Source organism: Testudinibacter sp. TW-1 (assembly GCF_050613185.1).
Lineage (GTDB): Bacteria > Pseudomonadota > Gammaproteobacteria > Enterobacterales > Pasteurellaceae > Chelonobacter.
In genome coordinates this window covers 541,914-556,647 of the sequence record NZ_CP192511.1, presented here as the reverse complement: position 1 = coordinate 556,647, position 14,734 = coordinate 541,914, and the positions used below count along the sequence as shown (strand labels likewise).

General features: G+C 47.6%; 16 protein-coding genes. 11 read left to right on the top strand and 5 right to left on the bottom strand.

Going from position 1 to position 14,734, the window contains the following annotated elements; all coding sequences use genetic code 11:
• Positions 1 to 189: 189 nt before the first annotated feature.
• Positions 190 to 1,398, top strand: coding sequence for a TrmH family RNA methyltransferase (locus tag ACQ31U_RS02705; RefSeq protein ID WP_431053566.1), 1,209 nt, complete (start codon positions 190 to 192; stop codon positions 1,396 to 1,398).
• On the opposite strand, the gene ACQ31U_RS02700 is transcribed toward ACQ31U_RS02705, so the two are convergent.
• Positions 1,399 to 1,659, bottom strand: coding sequence for a YfhL family 4Fe-4S dicluster ferredoxin (locus ACQ31U_RS02700; protein WP_431053565.1), 261 nt, complete (start codon positions 1,657 to 1,659; stop codon positions 1,399 to 1,401).
• A gap of 110 nt (positions 1,660 to 1,769) precedes the next feature.
• Between ACQ31U_RS02700 and ACQ31U_RS02695 the strand changes: the two genes are divergently transcribed.
• From ACQ31U_RS02695 to fbaA, 3 genes are all read left to right on the top strand, one after another.
• Entirely contained in the window at positions 1,770 to 2,465 is a 696-nt protein-coding gene (locus ACQ31U_RS02695) for a ribonuclease T2 family protein (RefSeq protein ID WP_431053564.1), read from the top strand.
• A gap of 251 nt (positions 2,466 to 2,716) precedes the next feature.
• Entirely contained in the window at positions 2,717 to 3,880 is a 1,164-nt protein-coding gene (pgk, locus tag ACQ31U_RS02690; RefSeq protein ID WP_431053563.1) for a phosphoglycerate kinase, read from the top strand.
• Positions 3,881 to 3,969: 89 nt separating this feature from the next.
• The gene (fbaA, locus tag ACQ31U_RS02685) at positions 3,970 to 5,049 is read left to right on the top strand and encodes a class II fructose-bisphosphate aldolase (RefSeq protein WP_431053562.1); all 1,080 of its coding nucleotides are present in this window, start codon (positions 3,970 to 3,972) and stop codon (positions 5,047 to 5,049) included.
• A gap of 88 nt (positions 5,050 to 5,137) precedes the next feature.
• Here fbaA and cpxA read toward each other — a convergent pair whose 3' ends face one another.
• From cpxA to ACQ31U_RS02665, 4 genes are all read right to left on the bottom strand, one after another.
• Complete coding sequence (cpxA, locus tag ACQ31U_RS02680) at positions 5,138 to 6,574, bottom strand: envelope stress sensor histidine kinase CpxA (RefSeq protein WP_431053561.1); 1,437 nt, start codon at positions 6,572 to 6,574, stop codon at positions 5,138 to 5,140.
• 64 nt (positions 6,575 to 6,638) lie between these two features.
• Positions 6,639 to 7,352 (bottom strand): envelope stress response regulator transcription factor CpxR, encoded by a 714-nt coding sequence (gene cpxR / locus ACQ31U_RS02675; protein WP_431053560.1) that lies wholly within the window; start codon positions 7,350 to 7,352, stop codon positions 6,639 to 6,641.
• An 82-nt stretch (positions 7,353 to 7,434) separates the two neighbouring features.
• Positions 7,435 to 8,124, bottom strand: a complete 690-nt coding sequence (gene mutH, locus ACQ31U_RS02670) for a DNA mismatch repair endonuclease MutH (RefSeq protein ID WP_431053559.1) — start codon at positions 8,122 to 8,124, stop codon at positions 7,435 to 7,437.
• 146 nt (positions 8,125 to 8,270) lie between these two features.
• Positions 8,271 to 8,597: a hypothetical protein gene (locus ACQ31U_RS02665; RefSeq protein WP_431053558.1), complete on the bottom strand. Its 327-nt coding sequence runs from the start codon at positions 8,595 to 8,597 to the stop codon at positions 8,271 to 8,273.
• A 178-nt stretch (positions 8,598 to 8,775) separates the two neighbouring features.
• Between ACQ31U_RS02665 and rppH the strand changes: the two genes are divergently transcribed.
• The 7 genes from rppH (at position 8,776) to clpP (ending at position 14,731) form a co-directional block, all read left to right on the top strand.
• On the top strand, positions 8,776 to 9,441 hold the full coding sequence (gene rppH / locus ACQ31U_RS02660; protein WP_431054265.1) for an RNA pyrophosphohydrolase: 666 nt from the start codon (positions 8,776 to 8,778) through the stop codon (positions 9,439 to 9,441).
• Entirely contained in the window at positions 9,438 to 10,229 is a 792-nt protein-coding gene (locus ACQ31U_RS02655) for a sulfite exporter TauE/SafE family protein (protein ID WP_431053557.1), read from the top strand. The genes rppH and ACQ31U_RS02655 overlap by 4 nt, the downstream gene beginning before the upstream one ends.
• Before the next feature lie 3 nt (positions 10,230 to 10,232).
• A complete protein-coding gene (gene lgt, locus ACQ31U_RS02650) occupies positions 10,233 to 11,039 on the top strand; it encodes a prolipoprotein diacylglyceryl transferase (RefSeq protein WP_431053556.1) in 807 nt (268 codons plus the stop codon).
• Positions 11,040 to 11,051: 12 nt separating this feature from the next.
• Positions 11,052 to 11,903, top strand: a complete 852-nt coding sequence (locus ACQ31U_RS02645) for a thymidylate synthase (protein ID WP_431053555.1) — start codon at positions 11,052 to 11,054, stop codon at positions 11,901 to 11,903.
• A 122-nt stretch (positions 11,904 to 12,025) separates the two neighbouring features.
• Positions 12,026 to 12,469 carry a peptidoglycan-binding protein LysM gene (lysM, locus tag ACQ31U_RS02640; protein WP_431053554.1) on the top strand — a complete coding sequence of 148 codons (444 nt, stop codon included), beginning with the start codon at positions 12,026 to 12,028 and terminating at the stop codon, positions 12,467 to 12,469.
• A 226-nt stretch (positions 12,470 to 12,695) separates the two neighbouring features.
• A complete protein-coding gene (tig, locus tag ACQ31U_RS02635) occupies positions 12,696 to 13,997 on the top strand; it encodes a trigger factor (protein ID WP_431053553.1) in 1,302 nt (433 codons plus the stop codon).
• Between the two features lie 149 nt (positions 13,998 to 14,146).
• Positions 14,147 to 14,731, top strand: coding sequence for an ATP-dependent Clp endopeptidase proteolytic subunit ClpP (gene clpP, locus ACQ31U_RS02630; protein WP_431053552.1), 585 nt, complete (start codon positions 14,147 to 14,149; stop codon positions 14,729 to 14,731).
• Positions 14,732 to 14,734 lie beyond the last annotated feature (3 nt).

Sequence of the window (14,734 nt, the reverse complement as noted above, 5' to 3'; positions counted from 1 at the left end):
AATCCTAGTAAAGTGATTTAGTTTACCTGCGTTGTTCGCCTTTGAACAGGATTTTCCCAGAAGTTTGATTAAATCGGCAGAAAATTTGCTATAATCGGCAGCAGATCACATTTCTATGTTTCGCCCCGATTTCGACACCGGCTTTCGACATCAGAAATCCACTTCATCATCAATTTTATAGGCACTTCAATGAACGACAAATCCAGCCGTAAACCGGCATTTCAGCAACCTTCGTCCAGTAACCGTTTTTCCGACAAAGGCATAAAAGGCACATCAGATCGCAAACGGCAAGGCAGAAGCGGCGATGATGATCGTAACGCGCGCAGCGAGAGAAATCCCCGCAACGACAGAAGCGACAGAAATGAGAGAAATGACAAAAAAGGGCGTGGTTTCGGCGAAAACCGCACTTTTGAACGTTCGGCGCGCGCCGATCGTCGCAAAGGCGGATTTGAACGCAATGACGAGCGACGCGATGATCGCAAGCCGCGCGCGGCACGCCCAAGCCGTGAAAATCAAGACAATACCGCGCCGGCGTATGTGTGGGGCGAGCGCGAATTAAACGCCACCAAAGCCGGTAAGAATACCAGCGGCAATGTCAAAGTGATGATTAAAGGCGAAGTCAAAGGCGAGAAAAAAACCGGACCTCTGTCGCCGCGTGCACCGGAAAAAATCCGTAAAAATCGCAACGAGGAAATGAAAATTTACGGCGAAGCGGCGTGTATCGCGGTGTTCCGGCAACGCCCTGACAGCATTGTACGTTTGTGGGCGAATATCGACACCAGCCACCGTATCGGCAAACTCACCAGCTATTTGGCGACTCAGAAAAAAGCCTATCATATTGTCGAGAATGATGAGTTGGAATTGGTGAGCGGCAGTGAACATCACGGCGGTATCTGTTTATTGGTGAAAAAAGCCACGCCGATGACGCTGGACGGTTATCTCAAAAGCGAAAAACGGCAAGATTGCGTGTTGTTGTTAGACGGGCTGAACAATGCGCATAATATCGGCGGCGTGATTCGTACCGCCGCCTATTACGGCGTGAAAGGCATTGTGTGCGAAAGTGCGGATCAGCTCTATTCTGCGGCGGCGGCACGGGTTGCCGAGGGCGGTATGGAACAGATTTATGCGCTGGAAAGCCATAATACCGAGCTCGCCATTCAACAACTGAAAAGCGCGGGTTATCAAGTGCTTGCTTTGACGGCAAACAAGCAGGCTGAAGCCCTGAATAAATTGGTATTAGGTGATAAAGTGGCATTGGTGCTGCGTGAAACCGTGTCGGCGGAAAATAATCCGCTGGCGGATCATAATGTGGTGCTGTCGTTTGAAAATCCGTTAACCAGCGGTTTAAATGTGGCGGTCAACGCCGGTATTTTGTTGTCGCGCTGGTATTTCCGTTAATTATAATTTATCTGCGTGGTGCAGCAGCGCAAAGCGTTCCCATAATACATCATCGCTCTCGAGATGATCGGGATCGGTGATGATACAGTTATTAATCGGGCAGACTTTCTGACAGGTCGGCGTTTCGTAATGCCCGACGCATTCGGTACACAGGGCGGGATCAATTACGTAGATTTCCTCGCCCATGCTGATAGCCTGATTCGGGCATTCAGGTTCGCACATATCGCAATTGGTGCATTTTTCGGTGATCAGCAGTGCCATAAGTGGTATTCTCTCAAAGTCGTCCACGCCGTTAAAAGGCGGACGATTATAATCAAATGCGTTGAAAAAACCAACAATCCATTGTTTAATTTTAGTGAAAATAGAAAAGTATGCAGCTCAATTCAAGCAAAATCTCACAACTCGCCCTGTTTGTCGTCCTGTTTTTCGGCTTGATTTTAAGTGCCTTGTATGTGTCTTATCGGCAAAAATCGTCGATTGACGCAGTGTTGGAAACCGATTATGACGTTTCCATGCAACGGGATCCTATCGGACAAAATAAAACCGCCAAAACCGGCTACTATGCGTTGGTACTCTCTTGGTCGCCCGGCTATTGCCACAACCAACGCGCCAACCATGCCGGGGCGATTCCCAAAGAGGCGGCTTATCAATGCGACGGCGTACAAAAATTCGGCTGGGTGATTCATGGCTTATGGCCGCAGAGCGCCACCGCGCGTCGTGTGACCGATCACCCCCGCTTTTGCCAAGGGGATTTGGCACCGTTGGACGTGACGTTATTGGAACAATATTTGCCGCATTCACCGAGTTTGCGCTTATTGCAAGGGCAGTGGGAAAAACACGGCGCCTGTGCTTTTGCCGATGCGAAAAGTTATTTTGATAAGCAGCGGCAACTGTTCTTGACGCTGAAATTACCGGATTATGAATTGAAAAGGGCGGATTTGTTTACCTGGTTGCGCAAAAACAACCCGCACTTGGCAGGCAAATATTTAGGCAGCGGACGCGATGAACTGCAAATTTGTTATAGCTTGGATTGGACGGTGATTAACTGCCCGAAAATCCAATTCTAATGCCGTCAATTTTAAGAATTTGAGGCTGAAAGTACCACAGTTGCAACAGAAAGGTGATCGAACTGTTACAATTCGTTTTGAATTGCAGGAAAATGTAATCGGAGCCTGGTATGGCGCCGTTTTCGAAGTATAATCGGGTATTATTTCACAGAATAAAATTTTGCATTGTGGAGAGTGATTAAATTGTTATAATCAACTCTAGGCGTTATAGGATAAGTATTCATTAATTAACTAAAACAAGAGGATTTATTATGTCAGTAATTAAAATGACCGACTTGGATTTGGCAGGCAAACGTGTTCTGATTCGTTCCGATTTAAATGTGCCTGTTAAAGACGGTAAAGTCACTTCCGATGCCCGTATCAAAGCGTCGATTCCGACGATTGAGCTGGCGTTGAAGCAAGGTGCGAAAGTCATGGTGACTTCTCACTTCGGTCGTCCGACGGAAGGCGAATACAATGCGGAATATTCGCTGCAGCCGGTAGTTGATTATTTGAATGCGGCATTAGATGTACCGGTGCGTTTGGTGAAAGATTACTTGGACGGCGTTGATGTGGCTGCCAATGAATTGGTGGTGTTGGAAAATGTGCGCTTCAACAAAGGCGAAAAGAAAAATGAAGATGAACTTGCCCGAAAATATGCCGCACTGTGTGATGTATTCGTGATGGATGCATTCGGCACCGCACACCGCGCGCAAGGTTCAACCCACGGCGTGGCAAAATTTGCCCCGATCGCTTGTGCCGGCCCGTTGTTAGCCAATGAATTGGACGCATTGGGGAAAGCCTTGAAAACCCCTGCGCGCCCAATGGTGGCGATTGTTGGCGGTTCGAAAGTATCAACCAAATTAACCGTGTTGGATTCACTGTCTAAAATTGCCGACCAATTAATCGTCGGTGGCGGTATTTCTAATACTTTCGTTGCCGCTCAGGGCTTGAATGTGGGCAAATCCTTGTATGAAGCGGATCTCATTCCCGAAGCGCAACGTTTGTTGCAAACCTCTGAAATTCCACTACCGAGTGATGTCCGTGTCGCAACCGAGTTTTCTGAAACGGCGGCAGCGGTGGAAAAAAGCGTGACCGATGTGCAAGATAACGAGCAAATTCTAGATTTGGGCGATACATCGGCAGAAGTGTTGGCTGAAATTATCCGTAATGCCAAAACCATTTTGTGGAACGGTCCGGTCGGCGTGTTCGAATTCCCGAACTTCCGCAAAGGCACTGAAATTGTGGCAAAAGCGATTGCTGACAGCGACGCATTCTCGATTGCCGGCGGCGGTGATACTTTGGCGGCGATCGATCTGTTCGGTATTGCCGACAAAATTTCTTACATCTCAACCGGCGGCGGCGCCTTCTTAGAGTTCGTTGAAGGCAAAGTATTACCGGCGGTTGCGATTTTAGAAGAACGCGCGAAAGCATAAACCGCACTTTGTATTCTGTCTGTTATATTAATCCGATTTATCAACTTTGAGAGCCGTTACGGCTCTCGTTTACACATAGGAAATCTACCATGTCAAAATTATTAGATATTGTAAAACCGGGCGTTGTGACCGGCGATGATGTACAAAAAATCTTTGCTTATGCCAAAGAACACGGTTTTGCATTGCCGGCGGTAAACTGCGTCGGTACCGACTCTGTAAACGCAGTATTGGAAACCGCAGCACGCGTTAAAGCGCCTGTTATCGTGCAATTTTCCAACGGCGGGGCGCAATTCTATGCCGGTAAAGGCGTGAAACCGACTGACGGTTCCCGTCCGGATGTTTTAGGTGCGATTGCCGGTGCCAAACACGTACATCAGATGGCGGAACACTACGGCGTGCCGGTTATCCTGCACACCGACCACGCAGCGAAAAAATTGTTGCCTTGGATTGACGGCTTATTAGACGCGGGTGAAAAACACTTTGCCGAAACCGGCAAACCATTGTTCTCTTCGCACATGATTGATTTATCCGAAGAGCCAATGGAAGAAAACATGGCAATCTGCCGTGAATATTTGGCACGGATGTCAAAAATGGGCATGACCTTAGAGATCGAAATCGGGATCACCGGCGGCGAAGAGGACGGCGTGGATAACTCCGGCGTTGATGAGTCCAAACTTTATACCCAACCTGCCGAAGTGTTGTATGTTTACGACCAATTATATCCGGTCAGTCCGCGCTTCACCATTGCGGCGGCGTTCGGTAACGTGCACGGTGTTTACAAACCGGGCAACGTGAAATTAAAACCGTCTATCTTAGGCGCGTCACAAGAGTTCGTTTCTAAAGAGCGCAACTTGCCGGCGAAATCATTAGACTTCGTATTCCACGGCGGCTCCGGTTCTTCCACTGAAGAAATCCGCGAAGCGATCAGCTACGGCGCAGTGAAAATGAACATCGACACCGACACCCAGTGGGCAGCGTGGGAAGGGATTTTGAACTTCTACAAAGCCAACGAAGCTTATCTGCAAGGTCAATTAGGTAACCCTGAAGGCGAAGACGCACCAAACAAAAAATACTACGATCCGCGCGTTTGGTTGCGTAAATCGGAAGAATCCATGTCCAAACGCTTGGAACAATCTTTTGATGATCTAAATTGCCGTGATGTGCTGTAATCGCGCTAACCGCACTTGATAAAAAACACCGCCTTGGCGGTGTTTTTTTGTGGCTGGAAACCGGTGATGGCGGCTCGGATAAATATGGCTAAGATTCAAACCAAAGCGGTAACCGAATGGTGACGCGCAACCCGCCGAGCGGGCTTTTGCTTGCGGTGACCGTGCCTTTGTGCCGTTCCACCGAATTGGCGACGATCGATAAGCCTAATCCGGTGCCGCCGGTCGTGCGGGCACGGGCTTGGTCGGTGCGGTAAAACGGGCGGAAAATCTGTTGGTATTCGTGTTCCGCCACCCCTTCGCCGTTATCATCGACGATAATTTCCAGTTGTTCCCCATCAATGATATTACAACTCAGTCGGACTTGATTATGCGCATATTTAAAGGCGTTACGAATAATATTTTCCAAGGCGCTGGCAAGGGCGTCTTCGTTACCATTGATAAAATAATTTTCCGGATTCGGGATATTCTGCTGAAAGCTAAAGTCGAAATTGCGTTCACGGCTTTCAAATTTGGCGTCGTCAACCACTTCTTCCCAAATAAACGGTAAACTGAAAACTTCATGCTTAATATGCGAATTCATATGCTGGCGTGACAACGATAATAGTTGGTTCAGCATTTTTTCCATTCGTTCGGTTTCCGTGCCGATTCGGGCTAATTCATTACTGTCTCCCTGACGGCGGCGCAATAGGGACGCAGCCAGTTGTAAGCGGGTCAGCGGGGTGCGCAATTCGTGTGAAACGTCAAGCAACAGCCGTTGCTGTGAACTGATCATATCTTCCAGCGAGGTGACCATGTGGTTAAAGCTTTTGCCTACTTCGCGCAATTCTAACGAGCCTTGTTTTTCCAGAATCGGTCTGACCGCAAGATCCCCGGTGGAAATGGCATTGGCGGCACTGCGTAACTCTTTGATCGGTTGCGTCAGACTGAATATCAAACCGAGCAGCAACGGGGTACTGGTTGCCATCAGCAAAAACAGCATAATTAGCGGATGGTCAAAGAAGAAATTGGCGAATTCCCGCTGCGGATCCACCGATTCGAGGAAATAGAGCAGATAGGGTTCGCTGTCGGTAAACGGATAAGGCGAAATAAACGGTCCGACAATGTCGAGATTATAAAAACGGCGTTTTTGCGGAACCAGCGGATTATTGGAGCGGTTGACAAATTGATATAACTGGCTGCTTTCATTGTAATCCAGATAACCGATGATTTTGTTATAGTCATTCGGGTTAACGAGCACCGGTTTGCGTGGCAGCAGCGTAATATCAAAATGATCGTTTGTGAGTTTTTTTTCTTGGTATTGCAGATCGTGCAGAATGTTGCTTTTGATCAGTTTGATGACTTCGAATTGATAATTGTTGACTTCATCCGCGGAAAGTTCGCTGTAATTGCGCGCATCCATGGTGGGAATAAAGAAGGCGAATCCCATCAATACGAAAAAAGCCAACCAAATTAACCAAAATAAAAAGAAAATTTGTACATTAATTGAATTTAGAAGGCGGATAAACTTACGCAATATTTTCATCATAAATAGCTTGGAAACAAGTGATAGAGTACAAACCGCACTCTATCACTTGTTGCCTGCGGATTCACTATTTTTCGGTGACCAACAGATAACCTCTGCCACGTAATGTTTTGAACCATGGCAGGTTATCGGCACGTTCCGGCAGTTTTTTCCGCAAATTGGAGATATGCATATCAATTGCGCGGTCAAACGGCGTTAGGCGCTTGCCTAAAATTTCCAAACTCAGCAATTCGCGTGATAAAATTTGTCCCGGATTTTTCACTAAAATTTGCAACAAGGCAAATTCGGTGCCGGTCAGATCCAAATCGCGATCGTTATACAGCGCTTGCTGTCTGCCCGGATGTAAGGTAATGCCGCCGAAATCCAATTGCCTGTTATCTTCTTTGTCGGCATTGACGATTGAGCCCAAGGCGTTGGATTGGTTCTGGGTGCGGCGCAAAATCGCTTTGATTCGCGCAACCAACTCGCGATCATTAAACGGTTTCGCCAAATAATCGTCTGCGCCCAATTCTAACCCCAGCACGCGATCAATATCGTCACCGCGCGCAGTCAGCATTAATACCGGGGTCGAGAAATTTTTTCTGATTTGTTTTAATGTTTCGATGCCGTTGAGTACCGGCATCATAATATCTAATAAGATAATATCATGGCTGAAATTAAGCAGCTTGAGCGCTTCTTCGCCATTATAGGCTTGCTCAACTTCGAATCCCTCGATTTTTAGTACTTCAGCCAACAGCTCAGTGAGTTCAACATCGTCATCAACAAGGAGTATTTTGGACATGAAATGGTTTCCTTAATTTATCATTATAAGTTATTTAGAGTAGTTTACCTAAGACAGGTAAGATACATGAAAGTTCATCGCATTAATTTGAGGAAAAACAAAATTTATGCAAAATTTCCGCAGTAAAGCTCTTCCTTAAGTAAAATCCTAACGGTAATGCCTTAATTGGTTGCCCTTGCCGTCCATGAGCTGAGGTTAAGTCTCGTTTAGTTGCCCCTTTCGGACGCAATTGCAACACTTCACCGATCGACGCATTAATGCGGTGAATGTGCCCTAACACGATCAAATCCATCAATTCTTCCCAATCACGCGCCAAACGGGCTTCTTGTTCGGCGCTGGGCTGCCATAGAATCGGTTGCCCGACCCGCCGTTCGGCTAACGGAATCGCGCGTTCGCCTTCGACGGGTATCCACAACACTTTTTGCAGCTTATGCCGTACATGGCTGTTGTGCCAAACCACCCCGCTGTTTTGCGTGAGCGGCGCCAGACTGACAAAGGTGGTTTCTAACGGATAGCCCTGACGGTTGATCGGAATGGTTTTCAACTCAATCCCCAACTCGGCAAAATCCTGTTCGGCTTTACTGCCCGCTTGTGCGCCAAGTGCGGTTTCGATCAACATCCCGACCCAGCCCTTATTGCGTTTTAAATTTTCCGGCACCGGTAAATCCTGCTCTGCGGCAATGTCGGCAAAAGTCAAACCCGCCAAACGCAATGCTGCCTGTAGCAGTTGCTGTTCCGATTGTGGGGGATTACACGCTTCCGTTATGCTCATGTCGTCACTACCTTCGCTGCCAAAGGTTAGTATTGTAACGGTAAGCGGCGATGGACTCAAATAATCCTGCTTAAAAAATCGCCGGTGGTGTTTTAGCGCTGAAACCGCCGGCGGGAATTGCTGCGGGATATTTTTATCTTTTTGATTTAAAAGATAAAAAAGAATAAAGCGAAAGTGCGGTCTGTGTTTATCCCGTTTAATTCCTGATTCAGCCACAAATTTATCCACAGAAAAACTGAATAACTCGCAGGTTGTGAACAAACCGCACTTTTTGTTAACGACGGAAATAAATTGTTCACAAACTGGATCATAACTGATTTTTTTATCAACATCTCACAGGACGGTTTGGGCTGAAAGCTTGAAAAACCGCCGGCGGAAGGCGGATCCGGCGAACGATCGGCGATCGTCAGTATTGGAGCGCAGTTGCCGTAGCGATCCTGATGGACAAGCAACATTTCTTCCCATGATTGCACACAGAGTTATCCACAGACGGAGCGGTTTTTATCGGAAAATAGCGGCGTGCGCGCGCCTCGGAGACAGATGAAATGCAAAGTGCGGTTTGCCAAATACGGTTATGGTTGTATCACCGGCGATATTATGAAACAATCAATCCCATTTCAGACTTTTCAAGATGATGTAAGAGGATCGATAGTGATCGATTGCGATGGTTACCGCCCGAATGTAGGAATTATTATCTGTAATCAACAAGGGCAGGTGTTGTGGGCGAAACGGTGCGGACAGAACTCGTGGCAGTTTCCACAGGGTGGAATCAATGCGGGCGAAACACCGGAACAAGCCATGTACCGTGAGTTGTACGAAGAGGTCGGTTTAAGCCGACAGGATGTCAAAATCCTCTCCTTATCCAAAGGCTGGTTGCGCTATAAGTTGCCGAAACGCTTGGTGCGCAACGATAGCAACCCGGTTTGTATCGGGCAAAAACAGCGCTGGTTTTTATTAAAACTGATCGGCGATGAAAAAAATATCAATATGCAGGCGACGCCGACTCCGGAATTCGACGGTTGGCGTTGGGTCAGCTATTGGTATCCCGTCAGACAAGTCATTTCCTTTAAACGCGAAGTTTATCGTAAAGTAATGAAAGAATTCGCACCGACAGCGTTGTTTCAACAACCCAAAAGCAGTGTGAGCGGCAGCGCAAAACCGCGAGAATCCAACAAAAGCGAGCACGAGCGCGAACGGCACAATAATCACACCCGCTATCGAAAGAGTCCGCGTTATCAACGCAAAGAATACGAGCGCAAAAACCATGATAAAAAAATAGCGGTGCCGAAAGGGGAAGCGAGGGGAGAAAAAAGATGACGTTTTTTATTATTTGTTGTTTGTTAACCGGTGCCTTGGCGGGTTTTCTTGCCGGTTTATTCGGCATTGGCGGGGGCTTGGTGATTGTGCCGGTGCTGGTATATTTACTTCCTCAAATCGGCATTCCTGAGGCGCTGCTGATGAATGTGGCGTTAGGAACGTCCTTTGCCACGATTGTCATCACCGCATTTTCTTCGGCACAGCGCCACCACAAACTGGGAAACGTGCATTGGCAGGCAGCCAAATATCTGATTCCGGCATTGATGATTTCGGTTTTTATTGCCGGTTTGTTCGTCAGTTATCTGCCGAAATCGGTGACCAGTAAAATGTTTGCGGTCATGGTATTGTATCTGGCGATCAAAATGTTATTGTCGATCAAACACCAAACCGGTAATAAGCCGTTGAATGCGAAAAACGGCATTATCGGTGGTGTTTTGATTGGAACCGTATCCAGCTTTGCCGGTATTGCCGGCGGGGCGTTTATCGTGCCGTTTTTAAATGCGCGCGGTTTGGAGATGAAACAGGCGATTGGCACGTCTTCTTTTTGCGGTATGCTGTTAGGCATGTCTGGCATGATCAGTTTTGCGGTGAGCGGCTGGGGCGTTGAAGGGCTTCCGCCTTATTCCTTAGGTTATGTTTATCTGCCGGCAGTGCTGTTGATCACCACGGTATCCTTTTTTACGTCAAAATTCGGTGCGACGCTCACCACCACCTTGCCGGTGCCGACCTTGAAAAAAGCGTTCGCCCTTTGGTTGTGCTTGGTGGCAGTTAAAATGTTTATAGGTTAAACGATGAGTTCATATATTGTCTTTCCCCAAATTGATCCGGTGATTTTCAGTATCGGTCCGCTCGCCTTGCGTTGGTACGGTTTGATGTATCTGATCGGCTTTGTGTTTGCGCGTTGGCTGGCGGTGCGGCGCGCACGCCGGGCAAACAGCGGTTGGACGGTGGATCAGGTTGATTCGCTGCTGTTTAACGGTTTCCTCGGGGTGTTTTTAGGCGGGCGGATTGGCTATGTGTTGTTTTATCAATTCGAGCGCTTTGTGCAAGATCCCCTGTATTTATTCCGTATTTTAGACGGCGGCATGTCGTTTCACGGCGGTTTAATCGGCGTGATTGTGGCGATGGTGATCACCTCTCGTTTACAAAAACGCTCTTTTTGGCAAACTGCGGATTTTGTTGCGCCGTTGATTCCGTTCGGCTTGGGCATGGGGCGTATCGGCAATTTTATCAATGATGAATTGTGGGGCAGAGTGACCGATGTTTCTTGGGCGGTGCTGTTTCCGTCCGGCGGCTATTTGCCACGCCATCCGTCGCAATTGTACGAAGCCTTGTTAGAAGGCGTGGTACTGTTTTTTATTCTGAATTGGTTTATCCAAAAACCGCGTCCGGCGGGTTCGGTGGCAGGACTGTTCCTGTTTTTCTACGGCTTGTTCCGTTTTATCGTCGAATTCTTCCGCGAGCCGGACGAACATCTCGGACTGTTTTTAGGACAGCAAATTTCGATGGGGCAAATTTTATCAACGCCGATGATGTTGATCGGGCTGTTGATTGTGGTTTGGGCTTATCGGCGTGCCGCCGCGAAAAGTGCGGTTTAGAGGAGAAAAAATATGCGTCAGTATTTGGATTTATGCCAACGGATCGTCGATCACGGGGTTTGGGTCGGCAATGAACGCACCGGTAAGCGCTGCTTAACCGTGATTAATGCCGATTTGACTTATGATGTTGCGAATAACCAATTTCCGTTGATCACCACGCGCAAAAGTTATTGGAAAGCGGCGATTGCCGAATTTCTGGGGTATATCCGTGGCTATGACAACGCCGCCGATTTCCGTAAGCTCGGCACCAAAACCTGGGACGCCAATGCCAACGACAATCAAGTTTGGCTCAATAGCCCGCACCGTAAAGGTACGGACGATATGGGGCGGGTTTACGGCGTACAAGGCAGAAGCTGGCGCAAACCGGACGGTTCGCATTTGGATCAGCTGCGCAAAGTGGTGGATCACTTATCCGACGGGATTGATGATCGCGGCGAAATTATCACCTTCTACAATCCGGGCGAAATTGAGCTGGGCTGCCTGCGCCCGTGTATGCACACCCATACCTTTTCGCTCTTAGATGACAGGCTGTATCTCACCAGTTACCAACGTTCGTGCGATGTGCCGCTCGGCTTGAATTTCAACCAAATTCAGGTTTACACTTTTTTGGCGCTGATGGCGCAGATTACCGGCAAACAAGCAGGGCAGGCGTATCACAAAATCGTCAATGCGCATATTTATGAAGATCAACTGGAACTGATGAAAACGGTGCAATTGCAGCGCGAGCCGCTGCCGCTGCCGCAGTTGGAGATTAATCCGGCGATTAAAACCCTGCAAGATTTGGAAACCTGGGTCACGATGGAGGATTTCAAGGTGACGGGCTATCAGTCGCATCCGCCGATTCAATATCCGTTTTCGGTTTAATCCTCATTAAGGAAATGGCATTTTATTTGATTTAAGGTAAAACTGATCGGATAATAGCAAAGGAACTACGTTCGGCTTCCTTGGAAGCCGTTAATTAATCAACTACTTAGTAAGGACATCACATGGGATTATTTGATTTTGTCGGCAACATCGGTAAGAAAATTTTCGGCAAGGAAGAAGAAGCGTCAAGTGCGGTTACGCAACACATTAATGAAGATAACCCGGGCGTGGAAAACGTGGCGGTGACGGTTGAAAACGGCGTGGCGAAAATCGCAGGCACGGCAAAAGACGCCTCGGCCTTGGAAAAGGCGATTTTAATGGCGGGCAATATCGCCGGCATTACCAAAGTGGAAGCGGAAGGCGTCACCATTGCCAGCGGCGAACGTTTGGCTGCCGATGAGGAGTTTTATGTGATTGAAAAAGGCGATACGTTATGGAAAATCGCCGAAAAAGCCTACGGCAACGGCGCGAAATACACTAAAATCGTCGAAGCCAACAAAGAAGTGATCAAAGACGCGGATAAAATCTTCCCGGGACAAAAAATCCGTATTCCGAAAGGATTGTAATTTTTCAAAATCCGATTCGCCATGAATCGGATTTTTTGTTTGCACGCCGATGAAATAACCTAAGTGCGGTTTAAAAATTCGCCAATTATCCCGTTTTCTGCGCTTATAACTCGACTGATTCGGTCAGACTGGGTATAATCCCCTGTCTATTTTTTAAGTTCGGTGTTGATTGTTCATACGATTGAGATCAGCGGCGCCGAGAATATCTGATTTTTTGAGGTAAAAAATGCAATTTTCCGTAGAAACGACCCAAGGTCTTGAGCGCCGTATCACGATTACCGTTCCGGCTGAAACTATCGAGCAAAACGTTCGTGAAGAATTAAAAAGCGTAGCCAAAAATGCCCGTATCGACGGGTTCCGTAAAGGTAAAATTCCGCCGGCGATCATTGAAAAACGTTTCGGTGCTTCTGTGCGTCAAGATGTCTTGAGCGACGCAATGCAGCGCAGCTTCTTTGATGCGGTCATGCAGGATAAAATCAATTTTGCCGGTCGTCCGACATTTATGCCGGAACAATACGAATTAGGTCAGGATTTTAAATTCAGCGCAACGTTTGAAGTCTATCCGGAAGTACAATTGCAAGGTTTGGAAAATATTCAAGTTGAAAAACCGGTTGTGGAAATCAGCGACGCCGATATCGATAAGATGGTTGACGTGTTGCGTAAACAACAAGCGACTTGGAAAGAAAGTGCGGTTGCGGCCAAAGCCGATGATCGCGTGACCATCGATTTCGACGGTTCGGTTGACGGCGAAGCGTTTGAAGGCGGCAAAGCGGCGGATTTCGTATTGTTAATGGGACAAGGCCGTATGATCCCGGGCTTCGAAGACGGTATCGTTGGGCACAGCGCGGGCGAAACGTTCAGCATTGATGTAACCTTCCCGGAAGATTATCATGCGGAAAATCTGAAAGGTAAAGCGGCAAAATTCGACATCAACTTGAAAAAAGTGGAAGAGATGGAATTGCCGGAAGTAACCGAAGAGTTCGTACGGAAATTCGGTGCTAAAAACAAAACCGTTGCTGATTTGCGCGCTGAAATCAGCAAAAATATGCAGCGTGAATTGAACAATGCCTTGACCACTCGCGTGAAAAACCAAGTGATCGACGGTTTGTTGGCGAACAATAGCATTGATGTTCCGGCTGCGGCAGTGGATCAAGAAATCGAAGTGTTGCAACAACAAGCGGTACAACGTTTCGGCGGTCAAGCCCCGAAAGATTTCCAATTGCCACGTGAAATTTTCGAAGATCAAGCCCGCCGCCGCGTACAAGTCGGTTTATTGTTTGCCGAAGTGATTGCGTCTAACGAATTGAAAGTGGACGACGCGCGCGTGCAAGCGATGATCGAAGACATCGCCGCCGCTTACGAGCAACCGGCGGAAGTGATCGAATATTACCGCAACAACAAAGAGTTGATGAACAACTTGCGCAATGTGGTCTTGGAAGAACAAGCGGTTGACGCGGTATTGGCGAAAGCACAAGTGAGTGAAAAATCGGCTTCTTTCGACGAAATCATGAACCCACAACAAGCTTAATCGGCAAGTTGTTGTTTTGATTGTCAAAGTGCGGTTTATGACCGCACTTTTTGTTTTTCGGTCGGTTAAAAATCGGGATTAGCCTGTTTTTTAGGTGATTTTTCGGTAGAATGACAAAATTCTGTGTCAATTTTTAAGTAGAGGAAAAAATGAGTTTAGTCCCTATGGTGGTGGATCAAACATCACGCGGCGAAAGAGCCTATGACATTTACTCGCGTTTGTTAAAAGAACGGATTATTTTTTTAAGCGGGCAGGTGGAAGACAATATGGCAAACCTGATTGTCGCCCAGTTGCTGTATTTGGAGTCGGTCGATCCGGAAAAAGACATTAATCTGTACATCAATTCACCGGGCGGAGTCGTGACCGCCGGATTGGCGATTTACGACACCATGCAGTTTATCAAACCGGACGTGCGCACCCTGTGTATCGGACAAGCCTGTTCGATGGGCGCGTTTTTATTGGCGGGCGGTACCGCCGGCAAACGTTTTGCCCTGCCGCATTCGCGGGTGATGATCCACCAACCGTTGGGCGGTTATCGCGGACAGGCGTCGGATATTCAGATCCACGCACAAGAAATTTTGAAAATCCGCGACACTCTGAATCAGCGTCTGGCACAGCATACCGGACAACCGTTGGATAAAATTGAACGCGATACCGAGCGGGATAATTTTATGTCGGCACAAGAAGCCAAAAATTACGGCTTGGTGGACGAAGTATTAACGCAACGCATTTAATTG